Here is a 21,693-nt window from a genome sequence, read left to right as displayed (position 1 = left end):
GAACAGTTGAACGATCTATCGTCAGAAGGAGTTTTGCAGTGTGACAGATCAATTTGAATTATTCAGGAACCAGTATCCTTTCGACTTATTATCAGAGGATGAATACAATGAACTAATTAGCAACGCATCAGAAAAGAATTACAGTACGAATGAATTTATCATTCATGAAGATCAGAAAGATGACTCCATTGATATCCACTTTCTAGTTTCCGGTTTAGCTAAAAACATTATGCACAGATCTAATGGAAAACAATTATCTGTAAGATTTTATTATCCAGGAGACTTAATTGGATTGATGATTCTGCTTACAAGCGGGGAAATGAGGTTTTCAGTCCAAGCGTTAGAGCCAATCAGCACCCTGCGCTTTGAACGTGAATCCTTTATGAAAATCTTGGCAAAAAACTCTCAATTTTCTAAAGTTGTCATGGACGGTATCAGTCACTTAATGAAAAGCCTTTATGATGAAATTAAGTATAAGAGCTCGACCACAGATGAACAGGATGACCGGGAGCTTTACAAAAAGCGTGCTGATGCTTATATGGAAACTCCTCGATTTATCCATCCGGACGACCCTATTGAAAAAGCTGCACGGCTGCTTCAAAAACAGAAGGTTGAGGCATTGATCGTCAGTGAAGATAGAAAAACAATGCTGGGGATGATCAATTACGGGGATTTGCTTAGAGCGTATTTCGAAAATGATCACAATAATCCTGTCAAAGCCTATATGTCAGAAGAAGCCTATTCCATAAGTGATCAAGAATTTATTTATGATGCACTTAGTTACTTAAAACATCACCCGACGGAAATCATTCCAGTCCTGCACAGGGACAAAATTGTCGGGATTTTAAGGCAATCCTCATTTTTTACAATTAAGAATTCGGTTTATTTTGATTTAACTTACAGAATCTCCAATGCGGCATCTATCGAAGAAATTCAACAATTGTCCCCTGTTTATAATCGCAGGTTTCACCAATTTGTGGAGAGCTTAATTCATGAGGGCATGTTTGCCTATGATATTGCTGAACTAATGACAAATTACAATGATCGTATACACAAGCAGGTCGTTCAGATTGCTGAAGATGAAATGATTCAGGAAGGTCATGGAGCGCCTCCCGTTAATTACTGCTTTTTAGTCATGGGCAGTGAAGGGAGAAAAGAACAGGCCTTTTCCACTGATCAGGATAATGGAATGATCCTATCTAATTATGACCATTCCAAAAATAAGAAACAGATTGATGACTATTTCCTGCTCTTCTCCCAAAAAATCAATGCCATGTTGGACGAATGCGGTTACCCTTACTGTAAAGGCGGGATTATGGCTAAGGAAGATAAATGGCGCAAGCAGACAGCAGAGTGGGAAAGAAGCGTAAACCAGTGGATTGAGAAGATGGATGCTGAGGAAATACGTGATTTCACCATCTTCATGGATTTCCGGCCGATATTTGGTGATTATTCGCTTGCATATGAACTGAAAAAATTTGTCACTGCCCGAGTAAAACGCTCCCTGAGTCTGCATCAGCTATTAATGAAAGACACCTTGAGATTCCGAGTTCCTGTACAGCCTTTCGGGAGAATATCTGGAGCAGGGAAAAAACGGACCCTTAATATTAAAAAATCAGCTATAATGCAAATAGTAAACGCCATCCGAATTTACAGTATGAAATATGGTGTAGAAGACATCAATACGATTAACCGCTTAAAGTCACTGGAAGAGCAAGAGCGATTCCATCCAAGAGACGTGGAAAATGCTAAACTTGCGCTTCATCGATTAATGCTCTTCCGGTTAAAAGAAAACTTAAGGCAGCTGGAGCAAGGAGAACCTTTATCCAATGACCTTAAACTTACACAAATAAAGAAAGATGAGCGCCGATCTCTGCGCGAAGCCCTCATTATAGCCAAACGCCTGCAGCAGGTACTAGAACTCAGCTATAATCGAAATCGGGTGGTTTAATGATACCAACTGACTTACAAATTCTAAAGTATATATTTTTCGAAAAACCGATGTACTATTTCAAAATTAAACCATATTTAAAGTGGTATTCGTATCAGAAGCTGGAAGATCAACTTAAAAAACACCAAGAGAACACTTCCAGCCGCAGTGTTGTTCTCAATCAGCCATTAGAAGAATTGGACTACACGATTTTCGATCTAGAAACAACTGGATTTATTCCTGAAATCGGCCATGAGATCATTTCGATTGGAGCGATTCGCATTCATGGGTTAGATTCCTGTCACAGGAAAACGTTTCATCATTTAATTAATCCTATTCGATACGTGAATCGTCAAACTCTCCAGCTTACCGGCCTCACTCGTGAGCAATTGAGTAATGCCAGCCCCTTCTTTGAAGGATTTCGTGAATTCATGGAATTTAGTGAAGGCAGTGTATTGGTTGCTCATCCTGCAAAGTTTGACATGCGCTTTTTACAAGCGATGCTGAAACGTTGGAAATTACCTGAATACAAACCAGTAGTAATCGACTCACAGACGATGGCCCAATGGTTAGTCCCTTCCGTAAGGTACCAGTTGGACCCCTTACTTAATCATTTTCAAATTCAGAAGAAGGAACGCCATCATGCCTTGAATGATGCGATGATGACGGCTGAACTATTTCATAAACTACTGACACAAACCATAGAAGCTAATGTAAGCACCCTTAAGGGATTAAAATCAATTCTTTATAAGCAAAAAAAAGCGAAGATCCCCAAATAAGGGGCTTCGCTTTTTTTATGCCGTAGAATAACCAGTCCTAACACCTTACATGATCTTCAAATCTCTATCTAAAATAAACAAGAGATGGATGATATACTTCTTGAATACCCATGCCTCTATTAACTCACCTCAAAAAATGCTTTGTAAAGAGATTGAACAGCAGTTGAGAGCTGATCAGATTTAACACCGAACATCATGGATACTTCTGAAGAACCTTGGTTAATCATTTCGATATTTACATTGGCGTCACGAAATGCTGCTGCTGCTTTACTAGCAATACCAACCGTTTGATTCATCCCTTCGCCCACTAACATGATCATCGCCATGTTACGTTCAATATCTAACATATCCACCTTGAGCTCTCGCTTAATTCGGTCAACGACCATTGCTTCTTTGTCTTTCGGTAATTGATGATCACGAATGATCACTGACATGTCATCGATTCCAGATGGAGCGTGCTCAAAGGAAATTTCCTCATCCTCCAGGATCTGCAGAAGTTTGCGGCCAAATCCGATCTCCCTGTTCATCAAGTATTTACTTACATACAAGTTAAGGAATCCCGTATCACTAGCGATCCCAACCACGTGGTCGTTGCCCTCTGCCCGTTCAGAAACAATCATTGTACCCTTTCCATCGGGATTATTTGTATTTTTGATACAAACTGGAATTTTATTTTTAAACGCTGGAATTAAAGCTTCATCATGAAAAACAGAAAATCCTGCATAGGATAATTCACGCATTTCTCGATAGGTAAGTGAAGTTAGTTGTTTTGGTTGATGAACAATAGCTGGGTTTACACAAAACACCGAGTCCACATCGGTGAAATTTTCGTATAACTCTGCTTTTAAACCAGCTGCAACGATGGAACCTGAAATATCCGAACCGCCGCGAGAAAAAGTCACCAGTTTTCCTTCCGGTGTGTAACCAAAGAAACCAGGTATGACAAGGATTTCCTCTCGTTCCCGCAGTTGATATAGTTTCTCAAAGCTCTCATTGAGCACAAGTGCACCACCGGGTTGTTCACTCACAAGAATGCCCGCCTGCTTTGGATTTACGTATGAAGAAGCATGACCCTGGTTTTGGAGGTAGGCGCTTAACACATGCGCGGTTCCATCTTCCCCACAAGCTTTAAGTGTATCCATTCCATTATCTTCTCGTGCGCTTACCTTACTTATTGCTTCCTCTATAGTAGACTTGATTTGACTAAGAACAACTTTTTGAAGTCCTAAATCCTCAACCATCAAGGAAAATCGTTCGATGACTTGATGGTAGATGGCCGTATAACTTTCCTGTTTCTGTACCAATTCCCCTAAGCGGATTAATAAATCAGTCGTTTTTGTGTCATCTGGAAATCTTTTTCCTGGGGCTGAAACGACGATGACCTTTCTTTTCTTATCTGCTTCAATAATATTCGTAATTTTTTTAATTTGAGTGGCATCAGCCACTGAGCTTCCGCCAAATTTGACTACCTTCATATGTACAACTCCCCATTACTTCACTAAAGTGATTAATAATTAAGAATTGTACCACAAATCACAGGAAGAATTGAACCCGGAGGATTGAATTCTTTCTTCCAATTCTTTATTCCTTAATTGAAAAGACATAAATAAAACACCTCTCTTCTCACGTAAAGTCATAGCATGAGAAAAGAGGTGTATTTCCAATTCTATATTAGGAAGCTTTATGCTCCAGACGTAAACGATCAGCAACCATCGCAATGAATTCACTGTTCGTCGGTTTAGCTTTTGTATTTGAAATTGTATAGCCGAATAAAGAGGAAATCGCGTCAATATTTCCACGGTCTGCTTTATAGGCAGTTGTATTAAATTTTGAAGCAATTGACGAGTTTCTTCCATATAATACTGACTCATAAAATTGGTCTTATTCATTGGGGTATTGGTTGGCACAGTAACAATGTATTTATTGGTCAATAGCATCACTACTACCTATAACTATAAACTACCACTAATGTCGGGTGCAACAATCAACACTCTTTTTTCTAATCTTCATCCAGTTTGTATTTTGAAATCTCATGTATATGTCGATCTTTTAGTTTTTGCATAGCACTCATGACTTTATCCAAGTCTGATAGCTCATTTTCATTATTTGAAGTAGTAAGAACATGAGCCACCATTCTATAATTAGGTTTTCCACCATAAACCATCAGCACATAGATTGACAGATTGGGTTTTTTACCATTCTGCCAGTCTACATATCCAAACACTACTCTGTATTCAGCATCTTCACTATGTTGTGGGGCAGGAATTGTAATGTAATCAATTGGAGCTTTATGGATTGTCATAAGAAACCTCTCCTTTTATTAATTCAATCGATCTGATCTAAGGCAAACTCTCACAAGCAATACCGTCTTTGTCATTACCATCTAGACGGTGTGGATCACTCTGTGGTCCGCCAGCCGCTTCAAAGAACGCTTGTGCATCTGCGTGTGTATCAAAGTCTCCACAGTCTCTATCTGGACCATTAGGATCGTATTTCAAGCCAGTAGAAGCTGATTTCTGACTGCTAGAATTAGAGCTAGAAGTATCTGATGAAGAAGAGCTATTGCTTGAAGCGGTCGCTGTTTTCTTCTGCTCTTTAAAGCCTTCACTTGTTACATAACCATTAATGCTCCATATCCCTTTATTTTGACTCTTCGCCCTGTTTTGAGCTTTCATATACTCTTTTGAATGTGTGTATGGAGGATCATAGACATAAGCATACCTTGCCAATCCTTGCTCCAAAAGCATTTGATTAAACATCTTGCCATCCACCCACATATAGGCTAGTAGACGGTCGTATTTATCTCTTTTAGGACCATCATACTCAAGCTTCACTTCCGCTCCTGAGAGCTTCTCCTTAGCGTACTGAGAGGCTTCAGGTCCAAATTTCTGAACTGGCTTGCTAGGATGTTTAGTCTCTGGTGTGTCTACTAATAGAAGCCGTACTGTGTCTTCCTTGCCATCAACATTCACTTCCATCGTATCTCCATCTACAACCCTAGTTACTGTTGCTGAGACCTTGTTACTATCATTTGATTGAGAGTTGCTTGTGTCAGTCGTTTTAATAGTTTCTTCACTCTCAACATCAGAATCATTGTTAGAAGTTGCTTCAGTTGTCTGTTGTTCTTCGAGCTCTTTTGAATCAGTTTCGGCAGTTTCATTGGTCTTATCAGTCTGATCCTTGTCCTTAGCTTTACTTTCTGAAGCTTCATTTTGAGTATCTTCATTATCATTTTGCTTACTAGAATCTGGTGTGGTTTTTTCAGCATCGTCACCAGAGTTCTCATCTTTCACACTAGTTTCTGTGGTTGCTTTACTTTCAGACGAACCTTCCTCATCTAAGTTGGTTGGTAGTATGACAATAATGATAAAACAAATCACCAGATAAATTATTGCCGATTTCCTGTTATGTATTGGAAACACTTTAAAAAGATTTAAATAGCCTCTGAATAAGGCAATTATTGAACCGAAAAAAATGCATAGGATGATCATTTGAAATATCGTGTATAATGCAGACAATCATATGCCCCCTTAATTGTTTAAGATCTTGTTTTTTTCCATTTGGAATTCTTCCTCTGAAAGAATACCTTTTTCTTTCAAATCAGCCACCTTTTCTAACATTTTATATTTTTCATTGTTATCAATTGGTTTTTGATTATTGCTTTTCTTGTTTCCAGAACCAGTCCCTGAAGGTTTACTAACGCTTTTATTTAAAACATTTTTAACTGTATAAACAAAAAACTGAGCATCGTTGCTATCTATTACTTTGTCAAAATTAAACGTAGTAGAGTTGTCATACTTGATGACAATAGATAAAGACGCAGTACCTTTGTCCGCTATTACAATATCTCTCATTCTGCTAAAAGAAAATTCTTCAATCAATTGATTGCCTCTCACCCTATGAATGAATAGAAGCCTTAGTTTAGTACACAACAACAGACCTTTTGGTTGTAAATTCATTGTCTTGTTATATCTGACTTCAATGACGTTAATAACACTTTCGCCCTCACTCAGGAGCTGATGTTCAATGTAATCAAAAGTCTCTTTATATAATGAAAATGTATTCTTCTGTGTAAAGGATGGATTTTCACCAAACCATTTACTCATTTCAAAAGATTTCTTCTTTTTTGCTATGTTTCTTTTCTGTTTTCTTTCTTGATCCTTTTTCTGTATCTCTTGTTGGGCCTCATTGTATGCAGTCTTGGCTTTGTTAAAAAAGCCTTTCATACCTTCTCTCATTTCCCCCATCCTTTCAAAAAAATTGCTGAATTGGTTTCTTTATAAACTCAACCACTTGCTTTAAGATATTGTTTAACACACCTGTCATTGAATTTTAAATCAAACAGGGACCGCCATTTTCACCAGTTCCTTTTTTTACCTATTGTACACTTAATTGTAGATCTTTTGTAGGACATTTCACATTATCTCTTAAAAATCCACACTATAAAGGAGACGAGAGAATTGAATTTTAATCAGAACCTCAGCCTTGCTAAAGCAGAGCAAGCGACTTTTATATACAATTTAGCAAGGTTGGAACAAGTACCAGTTACTAATGAACAAGTTGAAACTATTGTGGCAGGAAAGTCCGTTTCTAATTTACGAATTGACGACCTTCAGAAAGTTTTAAACCTGTATTATGCTTGGAATTATATGATTAATAATATCCATGCACCTTTCAGCTTAGAATTTACGAAGAAGATCAATGGCTATGTAGCCTACAATGAGAGTGTTGAGTGGGGAGTTATAAGAAGTGGCACCGTTGGTATTACAGGAGTCAATTATCGCCCCTCTGTGCCTGTAGAACAGGACATATGGTCATCCATTAACGATGTCATAAATAATCAAAATTCATCCAGAAGTGTTTTAAAATTTATGTTATGGACAATGAGAAGCCAATTGTTTTGGGACGGCAACAAGCGTACAAGCATTATTAGTGTTAATAAACTGCTAATCCAGCATGGAAACGGACTATTATCAGTACCTGAAAGTTCCTTAACTGATTTCCATTTAATGTTGACTAATTATTATGAAACAGCAGACGATAGTAAACTCATCACTTATTTGTACGACAATTGCATTCATTTGTACGACAATTAATTCTCCCTGAGATTATAACAACTAATATTTGGTGATTTATTGCGAATAAAAATAGGGGTGAACGGCTTCTCAACGTCCCTCCCCCTTAATAAATGGCTTTCGTTTGATCTTCCCTTCATTAACATATTCTTCTGTGCCGTTTTCATGGATAATGCTTTCTAACTTGCCTTCACACTCTACATAGTCATGAATAGGGATCTCAATGCCATGCACTACACAGAAATATTTCCATCCAATAAATACCATGTCACTTCACATACGCTTTAGTTTCTTGATGATCAATCATAGGAACACCTTCGTCTGGAAATGGAGGATCAAACAATTCAAAACCAACACTTTTCCCTTGGGCTGGGACGTTAACACTCCCCCCCATCAACAATGCCTAACAAGTTACCGTTTTTATCAAATATAGCTGAAGCTATACCAATGCTTTCTATGTCTTTGTCAGTATTGTTCATCACTCTACCTGTTACCTTTGGCTCTTCTTGAATGGTCACACTGTCTGGAGGCAACTCTTCTAAAGTTTCCACCTCAGGATTAAGTTGTGGTGACAGTTCAGCCCCTTTAAAATCATCTGGTTTGTTGTCTCCTAACGGCTCATACACACTTACATAGGCAGTTTCTCCAGAAGGTACTATAGAAGGGGTAACTGTGATGCCCATACTGGTCACTGTGATAACTTCTTCTTTCTTGTTGTAATATGTAACAGAGGACCCATTTAAATTAAAAGGGGTGTCTCCTGTATTTTTCACAATTCCATAGTAAGCTAGAATGCCAATCCCCGTTGCTTTTTGTATGGCTGCATTAGAAGGACTGTTTACTAACTCAATTTCAAGGCTTGTTCCATTAACTAATTTATTGAAGTGAATCTAATGTAGTTGTTAAAACGTTAATTAAGAACATATGATGGTGAAAATGACTTACGCTCCTTAAAAGTGATCTTTACAATCTCTGAATCTATAACATGCATTTGATGGCCATTAAAATTTGAAATGCGTAATGGTTTATTGTCGTAATCAAAATATTGGATCAAGTACATGTCATGATGGACTTGTCTTACATGATTGAATTGTATGTAGCTGACATTTTCACTGTTTTCAATTCTAAAATGAAGAAAGTATGAAAAACCAATTTGTTTTTCGGTTGCAAAGTTATCTAAGAAACTGATTGCTGACTTGTTATCTCTCAATTTGTTCACTCCTTAGAGGAAAAAGAAACTTGAATTTAAAAATTAATCTATTAAAAGCACCATCTATAAAATAATTTATGGTTAAAGAAAGCCTACCTACTAAAACAACAGGCTTTCTTTAATAGTTTATGAAGCTACTTGACTGTTAAATGCTTCTCTTACATCCTCTAAAATTCTAGTTAAATATTCATGATCATCAATAAAAGCTACTATAGACTCGAAAAGTTGATTCTTATTGAAATTGGTATAAATTTCTAATATTGAGGAGAAAGTTTTTCCTCTTAACTTTAAAGGATAATCGCTTAACAGATCATTTAAGATGGCTTGAGAAGGTGTGGAGAAGTCTTTTTTTTCTAGAAATTTTCCACATAAATTTAAACACTTTTTGTCTAACACTTCCCTAATATGATGATCTATTGAAAAGTTATCACCATTTAAGAACCTTTCAACCTCAAAACTATACCATTTACACACTTCCTGAATACAATGGTCATACATGTCTTTTTTTTGAACCAATGCCTCAACTTTCTCCAATGCTCCTGCTAGTAAATCATTTTCTATGCTATATCCGGTGGTAAATACTATATCTTTATATTGGTCTTTGTCACTAGTAAAGATCCATAAGTCTTGGTCAGCTATAAAAGCTGTTTTTAAATTTGAAAATTCTCCTCTTCTCTCATAGATTTCTAACAACTTATTTCTACCTCCACATTGGAGAAAGTCAACATCAAGATCAGACAATTTCTCATTCATGTACCTATAGATGATTGCATCATCTTTTCCCTCTACAAAAACAGTAGGAAGAGACGACCTTTTTAAAGTTTCTACTAATTCGTCTACGTTAATTGAGGGTAACGGCACTACTATCACCCCTGTCTACATTTAAAATAATCTCTTTGTCCACATATTTTGTGTAAATGAAAGGCGAATGGGTGGCAATAATGAACTGGTTATTAGATTTTTGAGACATTAATGTTGGTAATAAAGTTCTTTGCCAGTCTACATGTAAACTAATTTCTGGTTCGTCTATGAAAATGGTGTTCTCTTTAAAAAATGCATTATAAGTGATAAAGCTTAACATCTGTTTTTCTCCGGCAGATAGTAAATCCGAAAACATAGCTTCCTTAGTTTCACTCAATTCACCTAAAGTTACGTTATCAGTTACTTTAATGCTTTTATGTTGGAAAATTTTATTAATCATCTCATTCAATACAGTAAATGGCTTGAATAGCTCTTCTCTACTAAGTGTATTATTTCTAATTTCTCTTTTAATATCGCCTAAAATCATATTAGCTTTATCAAGTTTGCTCTCACTGCTGTCTCTAGTGTCAATGGTATGAGAATTTATTAACTGTTCAATTTCCCGGGAGACTCTGATGTTATTTTCATTTGCTTCCTCAGAAATATTTGCATATTCCTTTGTTATTAAATCCACTATATCTACTGTAGAAATTGATGTAATAAATTTATGGTGTTTATTTGTAAGTTTGTTTGCTACTCTTCTAATTGAATGTTGCAACCGTTCTTCATCTACATATAAATTATCGTAGCCATATTTTGAGTTCGATGTAGAAAACCCACCTTCAATTCTTCTAAAGGTAGGAAAGAATATGGTGGGACTTGTAATGGAACTCACCAAGTCACCTACATCTCCTCCAAGCGATTCATTATCTTCCTTAACTGTATCCAATATTACCTTTTTATCAATTAATCTTGTAATCGTAACATCACAGTTTGGATAGAACCTTATCAATCTATTATGCTTTTTTATGTAACTGTTTGATCGATTCACCCTATCCATAGCAATATTTTTTTCAGTTTCTTCTTTAAAAAATTCTATTAAATGCTTTTCATCTGTAATGGAAATATAATCAAAATTTATTTCATCAATTGCATTCATAATATTCCCACTAAGTGTATACCACAAAAGTTTCAATAATGTTGTTTTCCCAGCACCATTACGACCAGTAATAATGTTTATATCCTCATTAAAATTTACAGAGAATGATTTATCTCCATTTAAACCTTTTACTGTAACATTTTTTATCATAGTTTCCCCCCTAGAATTTTGATTCTAAATTCATTTTATACCAAAGATTGGTAAATATCCATTTAAATAAAAACCACTTAACTTCAGTTGGAAAATTTAATAAAATTTATGTTTCATTCGGACAGTATGAGTTGGTAGCGTTCACTGTATAATTATATTCATAAAAGAACCTACAGACTATTTGTCTGTAGGTTTTAGATTTATTTATTATGGTCTATTATCATTAAATATCTGCTGATATGAAGCATTTGTAATTTCAATAACTGAAAAATCCTGAAACCAAATTCCTCTAGAAATCAACTTTTTAAAAGTTTCAATGTAAAATTCGTCAGTAAATATCTTGGATAATGGTAGATTTTCAAATTGGCTCCGTTCTAACTTGTTGAGATACTCTTTTGCCAATTTTGGTTTGTCTTCCCAAAATACCTTTATGTTTTCTGTAACATTATCCAAGATACTTGTCAAAATATCTATATCTTTTATATCAAACTCTTCTGGTGCCACAGTAATATTATCACTAAGTTTCCTTAAATATTTACCATTTTTGTCATAATAAAACAAATTCAATAAACCATAGTTGTAATCAGTAGAATGAATATATTTTCTGAAACTATCTAGATTTATATTTTCTACTGCGTAATTGTGCACTGCTTTTTTCTCTGAAGTAGCAGTCACAATTGCCAAAGGTTTATCTACATCTAATAGTAAAAATTGTTTTTTCATTGGTTCCTCCATCTAGCACTGTATTTTACATCTTTAAATTTATCATTAAGAAAGATCTACAAAATCGTCGTCATCACCATAATCATCTATTCTAGAAAAACCAACTAATTTTTCATATGATTCAGGTGAATAAACTTTTCTCACTTCAACCTTTAACATTTCGGACTCATTTTTAATAAAGTTGCTATAACCAAATGTTGAATAGGAATTAGCTAAAATGGTTTTGTCGGTGTAATCTCTTAGACCCACAACATATGGGCTATGAGAGTTAAAAATCATATTGTGTTCCTCTAACGATTTCATTTTTCTTTTTATGGTGTCGATTTTCATACCAAACGCCTCTGGTAGTTTGTCTAAAGGACAATTCCATTTTCCACCAAAATAGCTACTATAGTACTTTAGAATTGAATATATATAGAACGCTTCAATACCCAATGCTTCTCTCGTAACACAGAAAATAAAAACATCTATAGGAATCATTGTAGTATCGTCAATTTCATCTTTTGTTGGATTTATATACTCGTCGTATCCATCACCAGTGTCCACCTTATAGCCATTTGTTAAATGGATAGGTTCACTGATAGTATAGTTTCGATAATTTGTTTCGTAGTCCGATGATAAGCCTTCTTCTTTTAATTCACTAATATATCTAAAAATAACCTCTTGATCACCTTGATAAAATTCATGCATTACAGGAAAATCCTTTGTTTTCCTTATATATCCTATCTTTTCTAGTAGACCACCTCTTTTACTGATATAATTCACTCCATTTTTTCCTTTACTATGTGGTGACACTGTTAACATTTTTTTAATTGTGTCTTCTGTAAGTGAATACTCTGTCTGCTTACCGTAAACTGTATACCGATATAGATATGTGATCAAGTAGTAATATGAATAACCAAATGCTATATGCTTACTACTTTTTTTGTCTTCATCAACGTCTATTACTTCCAACCAATCAGAAAAAAATTCATTTGGTACAAACACTTTTCTTTCAAAAGAATTATGCTCTAATATCGATTCATAATCTTTCTCACTAAAATAAATAGGCAAAGTACATCTTCTCCATCTTCAAATTTTCAACAACAAAATTAGAGTTATTAAAACGCTAAACTGAAAAGGTGTGTTTGAGCACGTATATATAATATTTGCTTTATCCATGTGTAATTTTTTAAGTAAATATTATATATACGTGCTACATCACACCTTTTAGTTTTTAGAATTTTTTCAGTCTCGCTCGTTTAATGAAAAGTTGATCGCTATTAAAGAGGGTGTCACTAAATTAAATGACACTGCCAACTAGTCACTAAACTACTGCCATCAACTAAAACTTACAAGAAAATAAACAATGTGCCACTATCAAATGGAAAAAATCATTAGGATAGGACATAATTAACCGCTTCTATTTGACTCTTTTATTCAGAAATTAACTGATACTCATTATTTGTTAATTCATGTATGGAGACTTCCTCGAACCATTTAGTTCTTTTTACTACATCAGCATAAAATGCATCAGAGAACTTACCACAAGAATTATAGGAATCATGACCATTACCACTAATTTTTCTCCATTCAGCGATATATTCATCAGCTAGTTGTGGCTTATCATCCCAGAATTCTCTAATATTTGATTCTATCTTTTCATTCATATATTTTTCTTTCTGGACTTCACTCATACTGTTGAATCTTGCATGGTAAGTTATAATGAGCTGGTCCTCATCCTCATTAAAAAAACTTCCGTGTTCATCACAAGCAAACAAACCCAATAGTCCTTTCTCTGGAGAGAATGAATTCACTAGTTTTCTGAATTTTTCATCATGACTATAATGCCTTGCAAATACATCGAATGCTTCTTCTTTAGTAGTTGCTCTTACTGTAGCAGTTAAAAACAATGGTTCTTGAATAATAAAAGTCTTTTTCATTGCAATTCCTCCAATATGTTTATGTTACTTTTACGAAACCCTTGATGAAACTATCTCATCAACATGAGTAATGGTAAATCAAAATCAAATATCAGTAAAGTCTTTTTGACTACATTTTTAACAAATATTTTTAACAAATACTTAATTAAATAGTATTTTGTAACTACAACAAATACTAAATTAAATAGTATAATTAATTTTATTTTGTTTTGTGTTGATTATTAAATGTTTGACTGGTAAGATATATGATGTAGGGATGGTCAGTGAACTGTTTTTGTTAGCAGTTTTATGAGCATGATTATCAAGTTTACTAAGGCAATGGTTGCTGAATAGTCACTACCTACATTAGGAGCGGGCAACCGCTCCTAACTAAATACATGGAGGTAATGATGGATAAAAAACGTAAGCTTGTTCATGATTTAGTGGATGATGTATTTGAAGTAGATTTAGACGATTTAATCGATGTCTTGATAAGTTTTATTGATGAAAAGGACACTGAAGTGACTGAAGAAGAACTAAAGGATATAAGAAATGGTGCGGAAGAGATCAATCGTGGTGACTATTCCACACATGATGAAGTCTTTAAAGATCTTAATAAAGAAAATGGTGGTTGAGATGTAGATGACAATAAGGTCATACTACATCTTTTTTGTGTTAATCCTTTCGTTCGCATTGCTTTGAACACTTACTGTCGGAGTTGTAGGGTTGCAGGCCCTTCAATATAAATGGACTTATCAACTACTGTAAACCTACCCCCCCACCCGTTTTTTGGGACAGTGGATATTACACAAAATTCATTTTGTCGTAGAATTATTACGTAGAACTGTAATTCAATACAAATTGAATGGTAATATAGTGAAAATAACACCTTATTTTTACATTTTAATCATGGTGATCTTTGCGTAGAATGATCTAAATGAAGATATTCTTTGATCTTGAATAATGTGATTAATACAAAAGGAGAGCTCTCATGTCTTTGACCACAATGCTAAACGGTAAAAAGAAAGCGGATCTTGAGTTCCAAACGATCTTAAGAAACACAATACCTTCCAAGAAGGAGTTTAGTACATATTCAGGAAAGAAAGCCTTCACTGCTGAATACCAGCTTTCTGTTCCATACATATTGACTACCTCCTATCAAGCCTCAGTAGTTGGAACTGCATTTGATCTTATGGCTAGATTCATTATTTCTCAAACCATTAAAAATAATAAGGACACTGTACTGTCACTACGGCCAGCAAGAGAGGGCTTAGAACTAATCAAAAGGTTTTGCAATGAAAACACAAGTGAATCGTTAAATAAAAAATATATAGAAGGAACAACTCTGGCTGAAAATTTCATTAAAAACAGAGATGTAACTTACCATGACTTACTACCATATGCTACGTTCATGGCTAGATTAGAGCACACCTATAGATCAGGAATGCCCTCAAAGAATATAAAAGCAGATTTAATAGGAGAAGAAGAAAGTGAAATTTTAGTTGATTTGGAACAATTATGTGAAGTCTTTAAACAAAATTTTATGACTCCTCAAGTAATCAATCATGAAAGTGTAGTTGTCTTTAATCCACATTTCGGTTTTGCATCAAGAAGTTGTGGGGGAGCAGATGCGGATGTTTATATAGACGGAACTTTGTATGATTTTAAAACAACTAAGATAACGGGGTATAGATGGAAAGAAATTGCTCAAGTCTTTGGCTATTACTTCTTAGATTGTGTAGAAAACCGTTTTGAGAACAATAGTTCTCAATTGCAGAGTTGTCAAATTAACAGATTGGCATTCTACAAAGCTAGGTACGGTGAGGTTGAATACATAGACATCTCTACAATGAACAAAGAAAAACTTTGTGAAACGACCAACAAACTACATGCCTTATTATCACCAAGAATTAGTCTCATGAGAGAACAAGAAACTTTAATTTCGCAAAAAAGATCTGATCTAAACGTGCCGGCTAATAGAGATAGCTATTTTGGACCAGTTATATTTCTTCTGGTGATAATGCTTGTTCTAATGATTTTTATATTTATTTAACAGATATACTAAGACAAATGCCCCACACAGTTTGATGAAAAAAAGCGTTGTGATAAAGAACTATTGAAGATCTTAACTCTTCTCTCTCACTTTAAATGAAGGTTTTAACCTCTGGCTTCTCTATAGATAGTTGCTCTACTAATTTTTGTTATTTCTGAAATTTCATTGACAGTTAGACCGTTTTCACTTCTGTTCTTAAACAGCTCCAGAGCGTGTTGTAGACCTCGATTACGCTCAGTGTACTTCTTAGGTCTACCTCTGTACACACCTCTCTGTTTAGCTTCTGAGATCCCCTCAAGCTGACGTTCTTTAATCATGTCTGCTTCAAATTCTGCAATCCCTGAAAGCACTGTTATCATTAACTTCCCCACTGCCGTAGAAGTGTTTACTTTGTCTCCACCCATGTTAAGAATAATGAGACCAACACCCTTTTGATTTAGAATATCAATAGTGTGGAGTGCATCCTTTGTGCTTCTAGCGAACCTATCCAGCTTCGTTACTACTATTGCATCATCCACTTCAACTGTTTCCAACAATTGATTAAATTGTTCTCTGTCTTCCTTTTTTCTACCTGACACCTTTTCTTTAAATATTCTCTCGCACCCATGCACTTTTAATTGATTAATTTGTGAATCTAAGTTCTGACCTCGTGAAGAAACTCTCGCATACCCATAAATCACACTAAAACCCCCTATTTTTTGATACATGTAAATGATACACTGTAAACCCAATCATATCAGTAAACTGGTTTTGTATCAAATGGGTGTACTCAATTGATACAAAAACAATTGAGATGTTAAAAAACCTTTATATAGTTTTTTTACACAAAAAGGTTAAATAATGGTAGAATTTTCATATACATATATTTATATCCAATTAAGAAAGGATGGTGATATTTTGATTAGTATTGAGCCTTTTGTCTATTTTAAAAAAATTTCAATCATTAATCTTGAAGAAATGATTGAATATTTTAAACAACTAGAGTCCAATACCACCAACCATACAGAAGTTTTTTATGACTTTGAAAGCTCAATGGAATCCATGAAAGTTAGCTACTTCAGGAAAGTAAATAGTCTGGACTTATCTGTAGATAGTTCAACACAAGAAATTATCCCAGAACACTCCCCCAACATTTTAAGATCGGAAATTATTATAAATTTTAGTAACGAAACCTTGATAGTTTGGGGACGCCCAAATATAGTAAAATTCTTAAATGTTCATCTCAACAATAATCCATACTACAAAATTTTTGACAAGACCATAGATTTTTATAGCTATTTTGATAATTTCAACATATTTGATCCTGAAATTACTGAAGTTTCTTTTAATGATATAAATGTCATAGGTAAGTATATATCTACAGCTAGCTTAACTATTTCTAACACCACTGACGCTCTATTTTTAATAAACAACTTGGGAGCGAAGGTTTCTAAGGTAAGGGTTAAATTATATTCAAAGCAAAATGACTTTGTAGAGTTAAATACTGATTTGGAGAAAGGAATCATTAAATTAAACCTTCCGATTGCAAATAAAGTTTTTATTGAAGATATTAAGTCAGAAATTAATAATTTGAAACTTGGGTGAGGTGTTATTATGTCAGAGCAACAACAATTTGAAGGGGATAGATGGACAAAACAAACAATAAAAATATTGAGTGAACTAGGTTGGGTCCAAATTGGTTCATCTAATTTTGATATCCCATGTGTAAACAAAGCCCTTCATAGTACTGGAGAAAGAGAAAGAAAAAATGACCATGGTATTGACTCATTTTTTAATTATCATGATCCCTACCTAAATACAGAAGAAAACATTATTGTGGAATCTAAGAAGAGAAAGTGGAGTGGCATCACTAAGACAAATGTTCAAAAATTTACCACACAGTTATTAAACACTCTAGAATGTGCAAACTTATCACCTAAGCTACAAGAGTTAGGTTATCCTCCAACAAATGTAGGACTCTTAATGATTTGGTGTGATGAAGTAAATGAATATGACTATGAAAAAATAAAAGAATACTTATCAGAAGTAAAAACACCTAATAAGAAAACTCCTATAACAATTTTCATCGCCACTAACCACGAAATATTAAGGTGGTGTTCATTAATTGAGCAGAAGAATGAATTATTACAAAATAGTGAAGACTTTAATTTCTTCTATCCTAGCGAATATTACAGAAACGGAAGAAGTATGAGCTCTCAAAAAAAACATGTAAATCTAATCCAAATGTATTCGAGTTATATATTTGCTAAAAGTAGAAGAAAGATATTGATTGATGAGGACACTACTAAGACAATTGATATACACCATGTGTTCTTTTTTGCTGAAGCAACCAAGGAAGAGCTTGACTTCTTATATGAACTTCTAGGTGACTTTCAATTTGAAGATGCACATGAGCTACATATTCATTTTTACGGGGAACAAACCAAATACAGAGAAAATATTGAGGAGTTTCTACGAAGAAAAAAAGAAAAGGTTAAGTCCAATAAGCATCAACTCAAGATAAAGATTAAGTACATGGATGTACTTAATACTGTTCCAGAAAAATATAACGTATTGGAGGACTGACATGATTAAACGTTACCCAAAAAAGTCCAGTATAAGGAGAGTTATTAAAGAACACCTTACAGCCAAAGACTCAAAAGATTTTTTAAAAGAGAGAGGGATTCTGGTACATTGCGTTAAAAAGTCTGACCTGTCTAAAATAGGCGGAGATTTTTATTTTAATAAATCCGATTTTATTGACTTAAAAAAAAGAATGGACGTGGATCACAATTTTAAAAAATCAGGTAGAATTACTCTTCCAAAGAGTCAGAGGGAGGAATTTCAAGATTCTTTAATTTCTCTAAATAATAAAGTTATTAATGAAGCTGATAATACCAAAATATCTGTTTCAAGAGATACGCAAGGCAATACAAATATATTATTAACATATGATGAATATAAGCCTAGCCTTATTGACCTGCTAGATCGTACAACAAGGCAAGTTGAAATTAATTTAAATACAATAGATGAACAAGATAAGTTTGGCATCGACTTTAATATGCAATCATCTAATGATTACAAAAAAGTAAAAGAGTTAGTTAAATACATGTCTTCTACAGATGAAGAAGTTCAATTTGAATTTGAGGAAATTTCTTTAAGTAAATTAACCAAAACAGGTAGAATTAAGCTGTTTGAGGATTTCTTTAAAAAAGATAATTCCCCATGGGAATTGATCGAAATTAGAAAACTTAAAGTTAAAAGAGATAAAAAAGAAGCCAATATAGAAGGTAATCAACTACAGGGAATAAACTCAGCAATTCTTGATGGCGACAATTTATCTGAAAATGAATTTGTAAAGAGTACGATTGATAAAGGCTTCTATTTCTCAATGGCATCAATGAGGTTAGATCATATGAGCCAACCTACATTTATAGACCTAGTAATTGACTTTAAGTCAAGACCAGAGATGTGTGAAGTTAAAATAGCAAATTCCGGATCATATGAAGAAGATGAAGAAACCTCAGAAATGAAAGAAGTTAAAAGTGTATTGGATAGTATTGAACAAGACAATCTGCTAGTAGAATTTAAAAATACACTTTATGAAGTATTTATCGAGTTAACAGATGAAGATATTACACCTGTTGAAATGATTCCTAATAATAATTAGTTTTATTTTAATTAAAAGTAGCACTTAAACCAGTGCTACTTTTAATTTTTGTGTTTTTTAGACATATCAACATTTTGATACATATATTTTAACGTTAGAATCATTTTAATATTTTACTTAATTCTTTCTCCTTACTCAATCATCTTCAAATATCCAATCCCTGAATTGGGGAGTGATCATTATATTTAATTCTGATTTCATCTTCAGTAAAATCCAGATAATGTTTCTGAGTGACTTCGGCACTACTATGTCCAAGAATTCTTGAAAGACTTACCCAATCTCCACCATTTAATAAATAAAATTTTGCAAAATTGTTTCTCAGTTGATGTGGATGCACACGGACTCCCACACGCTCTCCAGACTTCCTCAGAGCTCGTTCAAAGTTCCTTATGTCTTGCTTAGTCCCCCTTATGGTCGGAAACACATACTCACTGTCTGAGAAGCGGTCTCTGTACTTCAACCACCGCTTCAATTCTCTTCCTAATTTAAATGAAAAGTACACGTACCGTTCTTTCTTGTTTTTAGGATTTGTCACTAGAATGGAATTATACTTGAAATCAATATCTTCAGGCTTTACATTGCAACATTCACCAATTCTAAGCCCTGTGTCTAAAATCAATCTTGTCTGCATCCATAATCGATACTCATGAAAGGTAGATGTATCCATCTGCTTTAACATTCTGATGATCTCTTCTCTTTTCAACAACGGCTTCTTTTTTCGATTTGGTTTAATGTTTTCAAGTTTCTGGACAGGATTATTTTGAATTTCACGTTCCGTGTAAAGAAAGTTGAAGAAAACCTTTATGTTCCGAATATAGTTGCTTATGGTTGTGTCTGATATGTCTTTACCTGTATCAGTTCTCCGATCAGGGTAATTTACATTTAGGCTCCTTTCATTGCTAACAACAGTGTATTTGCCACGGTCTCTCAAATATTTAATGTACATCCTAACGTGTCCACTTCTAACATCACTAACTTCTGTAATGGAATGTTCCCGCTCCATATAGAATTGAAAAAGCTTTAGGGTCTGCTCATAACTGCTCAGTGTTTTTCTACTCAAATTCTTTGATTCACAATACAGCATAAAATTGTCTAAATGAAATTCAAAATTCTCCACAAAAAAACCTCCTATTATTTGGTGCATTTTTTCAATACGCCCAATGAATAAGAGGTTAGTATTTGTTGGTGTAAGCACTGGTTGTTTATTGGTACCAAAAGGTTGTTTATTGGTCACCAGTGTCAACAAATTAAAATTTATAAGTCAGTTAAAAGCCATCATAGAGCCATTAGGAAGCTTTATGCTCCAGACGTAAACGATCAGCAACCATCGCAATGAATTCACTGTTCGTCGGTTTAGCTTTTGTATTTGAAATTGTATAGCCGAATAAAGAGGAAATCGCGTCAATATTTCCACGGTTCCAGGCAACTTCAATTGCATGTCGAATGGCACGTTCTACTCGGGAGGCCGTTGTATTAAATTTTGTCGCAATATCCGGGTAGAGGACTTTTGTAATGGAACCAAGCAGTTCAAGGTCGTTATACACCATCGTAATTGCTTCACGTAAATATAAGTATCCTTTAATGTGAGCGGGTACACCGACTTCATGAATAATATGAGTAATACTAGTATCCAGATCAGGTTTTTTGGTTTTTGCAGCAGAGTAACTGCTGCCAAGTGCGCGATTAATCGGATCACCAGAATGTTTAATTTGGCGTACTTGTTCAGCTAAATGGTCCAGATCAAAAGGCTTCATCATAAAATAAGCGGCTCCGAGATCAACAGCTTTCTTTGTCACTTCTTCCTGACCAAATGCCGTTAACATGATGACGTCTGGATGCTTGTCCATTTCTTTTAGTTTACTTAAGACCGCCAGTCCATCTAAGTGCGGCATAATAATATCTAAAATTAAGACATCTGGCTGTTTATTTTGAATCTGCTCCAAGCATTCTTTGCCATTATAAGAAACGCCTACAACGTCAATATCGCGTGTATCTGCGAAATATTCCTCAAGAAGCTTCACCAGCTCACGATTATCATCTGCTAAACAAACCTGAATCTTTTCCATTCAATCTTCCTCCTTAGGAAATTGTCCTCTTATTGTGCTAAGTTACATATTCGACATGAGATGTTTTATCCCTTTTTTATTATAACAAAAAAAATAAAAATATATAAGGTTTTCTTACAAATGCTTCAATATGCTTTCGAATTCGTGTGTATTCGATAAAATATTACATTTAAGATACTACATTTGTCGATTTTTGTCGAATTAATTTTGGGTTTTCAGAATTTTAAGTAACATCAATTACAATACGAACAAAAAAC

General features: G+C 34.5%; 23 protein-coding genes and 1 pseudogene. 8 read left to right on the top strand and 16 right to left on the bottom strand.

The annotated features are described in order from the left end of the window. Positions 1-40: 40 nt before the first annotated feature. Together Q7A53_RS02120 and Q7A53_RS02115 are read left to right on the top strand one after the other, a co-directional pair. On the top strand, positions 41-1,951 hold the full coding sequence (locus Q7A53_RS02120; protein ID WP_411787455.1) for a DUF294 nucleotidyltransferase-like domain-containing protein: 1,911 nt from the start codon (positions 41-43) through the stop codon (positions 1,949-1,951). Next, on the top strand, positions 1,951-2,709 hold the full coding sequence (locus Q7A53_RS02115; RefSeq protein ID WP_411787454.1) for a 3'-5' exonuclease: 759 nt from the start codon (positions 1,951-1,953) through the stop codon (positions 2,707-2,709). Before Q7A53_RS02120 ends, Q7A53_RS02115 begins: the two co-directional genes overlap by 1 nt. A 119-nt stretch (positions 2,710-2,828) precedes the next feature. On the opposite strand, the gene Q7A53_RS02110 is transcribed toward Q7A53_RS02115, so the two are convergent. The 5 genes and pseudogenes from Q7A53_RS02110 to Q7A53_RS02090 form a co-directional block, all read right to left on the bottom strand. Beyond that, positions 2,829-4,184 (bottom strand): aspartate kinase, encoded by a 1,356-nt coding sequence (locus Q7A53_RS02110; protein ID WP_411787453.1) that lies wholly within the window; start codon positions 4,182-4,184, stop codon positions 2,829-2,831. Positions 4,185-4,380: 196 nt separating this feature from the next. After that, positions 4,381-4,548 (bottom strand): annotated as a pseudogene (locus Q7A53_RS02105) (sporulation initiation factor Spo0A C-terminal domain-containing protein); the annotation flags it as partial. 160 nt (positions 4,549-4,708) lie between these two features. After that, on the bottom strand, positions 4,709-5,011 hold the full coding sequence (locus tag Q7A53_RS02100; protein WP_411787452.1) for a hypothetical protein: 303 nt from the start codon (positions 5,009-5,011) through the stop codon (positions 4,709-4,711). Positions 5,012-5,048: 37 nt separating this feature from the next. Continuing rightward, on the bottom strand, positions 5,049-6,227 hold the full coding sequence (locus Q7A53_RS02095) for a thermonuclease family protein (RefSeq protein ID WP_411787451.1): 1,179 nt from the start codon (positions 6,225-6,227) through the stop codon (positions 5,049-5,051). Positions 6,228-6,239: 12 nt separating this feature from the next. Beyond that, positions 6,240-6,947 carry an SHOCT domain-containing protein gene (locus tag Q7A53_RS02090; RefSeq protein ID WP_411787450.1) on the bottom strand — a complete coding sequence of 236 codons (708 nt, stop codon included), beginning with the start codon at positions 6,945-6,947 and terminating at the stop codon, positions 6,240-6,242. 222 nt (positions 6,948-7,169) lie between these two features. On the opposite strand from Q7A53_RS02090, the gene Q7A53_RS02085 reads away from it, so the two are divergent. Continuing rightward, complete coding sequence (locus Q7A53_RS02085; protein WP_411787449.1) at positions 7,170-7,805, top strand: Fic family protein; 636 nt, start codon at positions 7,170-7,172, stop codon at positions 7,803-7,805. 69 nt (positions 7,806-7,874) lie between these two features. On the opposite strand, the gene Q7A53_RS02080 is transcribed toward Q7A53_RS02085, so the two are convergent. From Q7A53_RS02080 to Q7A53_RS02045, 8 genes are all read right to left on the bottom strand, one after another. Further along, positions 7,875-8,051: a hypothetical protein gene (locus Q7A53_RS02080; protein ID WP_411787448.1), complete on the bottom strand. Its 177-nt coding sequence runs from the start codon at positions 8,049-8,051 to the stop codon at positions 7,875-7,877. Between the two features lie 110 nt (positions 8,052-8,161). Continuing rightward, positions 8,162-8,557 carry an FxLYD domain-containing protein gene (locus tag Q7A53_RS02075; RefSeq protein ID WP_411787447.1) on the bottom strand — a complete coding sequence of 132 codons (396 nt, stop codon included), beginning with the start codon at positions 8,555-8,557 and terminating at the stop codon, positions 8,162-8,164. 137 nt (positions 8,558-8,694) lie between these two features. After that, entirely contained in the window at positions 8,695-8,994 is a 300-nt protein-coding gene (locus Q7A53_RS02070; protein ID WP_411787446.1) for a hypothetical protein, read from the bottom strand. 126 nt (positions 8,995-9,120) lie between these two features. Continuing rightward, positions 9,121-9,855 (bottom strand): DUF4435 domain-containing protein, encoded by a 735-nt coding sequence (locus Q7A53_RS02065; RefSeq protein WP_411787445.1) that lies wholly within the window; start codon positions 9,853-9,855, stop codon positions 9,121-9,123. Next, positions 9,836-11,044: an AAA family ATPase gene (locus tag Q7A53_RS02060; protein ID WP_411787444.1), complete on the bottom strand. Its 1,209-nt coding sequence runs from the start codon at positions 11,042-11,044 to the stop codon at positions 9,836-9,838. Before Q7A53_RS02060 ends, Q7A53_RS02065 begins: the two co-directional genes overlap by 20 nt. 207 nt (positions 11,045-11,251) lie before the next feature. Then, on the bottom strand, positions 11,252-11,767 hold the full coding sequence (locus tag Q7A53_RS02055) for a hypothetical protein (protein ID WP_411787443.1): 516 nt from the start codon (positions 11,765-11,767) through the stop codon (positions 11,252-11,254). A gap of 45 nt (positions 11,768-11,812) precedes the next feature. Beyond that, positions 11,813-12,820 carry a hypothetical protein gene (locus tag Q7A53_RS02050; protein ID WP_411787442.1) on the bottom strand — a complete coding sequence of 336 codons (1,008 nt, stop codon included), beginning with the start codon at positions 12,818-12,820 and terminating at the stop codon, positions 11,813-11,815. A 362-nt stretch (positions 12,821-13,182) separates the two neighbouring features. Further along, entirely contained in the window at positions 13,183-13,689 is a 507-nt protein-coding gene (locus Q7A53_RS02045; RefSeq protein ID WP_411787441.1) for a hypothetical protein, read from the bottom strand. 389 nt (positions 13,690-14,078) lie between these two features. On the opposite strand from Q7A53_RS02045, the gene Q7A53_RS02040 reads away from it, so the two are divergent. Together Q7A53_RS02040 and Q7A53_RS02035 are read left to right on the top strand one after the other, a co-directional pair. After that, a complete protein-coding gene (locus tag Q7A53_RS02040) occupies positions 14,079-14,303 on the top strand; it encodes a hypothetical protein (RefSeq protein ID WP_411787440.1) in 225 nt (74 codons plus the stop codon). Positions 14,304-14,659: 356 nt separating this feature from the next. Beyond that, entirely contained in the window at positions 14,660-15,721 is a 1,062-nt protein-coding gene (locus Q7A53_RS02035; RefSeq protein ID WP_411787439.1) for a hypothetical protein, read from the top strand. A 104-nt stretch (positions 15,722-15,825) separates the two neighbouring features. Here Q7A53_RS02035 and Q7A53_RS02030 read toward each other — a convergent pair whose 3' ends face one another. Continuing rightward, positions 15,826-16,401: a recombinase family protein gene (locus Q7A53_RS02030; protein ID WP_411787438.1), complete on the bottom strand. Its 576-nt coding sequence runs from the start codon at positions 16,399-16,401 to the stop codon at positions 15,826-15,828. A gap of 217 nt (positions 16,402-16,618) precedes the next feature. On the opposite strand from Q7A53_RS02030, the gene Q7A53_RS02025 reads away from it, so the two are divergent. The 3 genes from Q7A53_RS02025 to Q7A53_RS02015 are packed head-to-tail and all read left to right on the top strand — an operon-like array spanning position 16,619 to position 19,370. Then, complete coding sequence (locus Q7A53_RS02025) at positions 16,619-17,305, top strand: hypothetical protein (RefSeq protein WP_411787437.1); 687 nt, start codon at positions 16,619-16,621, stop codon at positions 17,303-17,305. 9 nt (positions 17,306-17,314) lie between these two features. Then, a complete protein-coding gene (locus Q7A53_RS02020) occupies positions 17,315-18,286 on the top strand; it encodes a hypothetical protein (RefSeq protein WP_411787436.1) in 972 nt (323 codons plus the stop codon). Between the two features lies 1 nt (position 18,287). Next, positions 18,288-19,370: a hypothetical protein gene (locus Q7A53_RS02015; protein WP_411787435.1), complete on the top strand. Its 1,083-nt coding sequence runs from the start codon at positions 18,288-18,290 to the stop codon at positions 19,368-19,370. A gap of 145 nt (positions 19,371-19,515) precedes the next feature. Here the strand turns inward: Q7A53_RS02015 and Q7A53_RS02010 are convergent, their stop codons facing one another. After that, complete coding sequence (locus Q7A53_RS02010; RefSeq protein WP_411787434.1) at positions 19,516-20,487, bottom strand: tyrosine-type recombinase/integrase; 972 nt, start codon at positions 20,485-20,487, stop codon at positions 19,516-19,518. Between the two features lie 169 nt (positions 20,488-20,656). Next, a complete protein-coding gene (gene spo0A, locus Q7A53_RS02005; RefSeq protein WP_411787433.1) occupies positions 20,657-21,436 on the bottom strand; it encodes a sporulation transcription factor Spo0A in 780 nt (259 codons plus the stop codon). Between the last annotated feature and the right edge of the window lie 257 nt (positions 21,437-21,693).

Origin of the sequence: Halobacillus rhizosphaerae (assembly GCF_046719735.1) — a bacterium.
In the GTDB taxonomy this organism is placed as follows: Bacteria; Bacillota; Bacilli; order Bacillales; family Halobacillaceae; genus Halobacillus_B; species Halobacillus_B rhizosphaerae.
The sequence above is the reverse complement of the archived record's forward strand: the minus strand, read 5'-3'. Positions and strand labels throughout refer to the sequence as shown.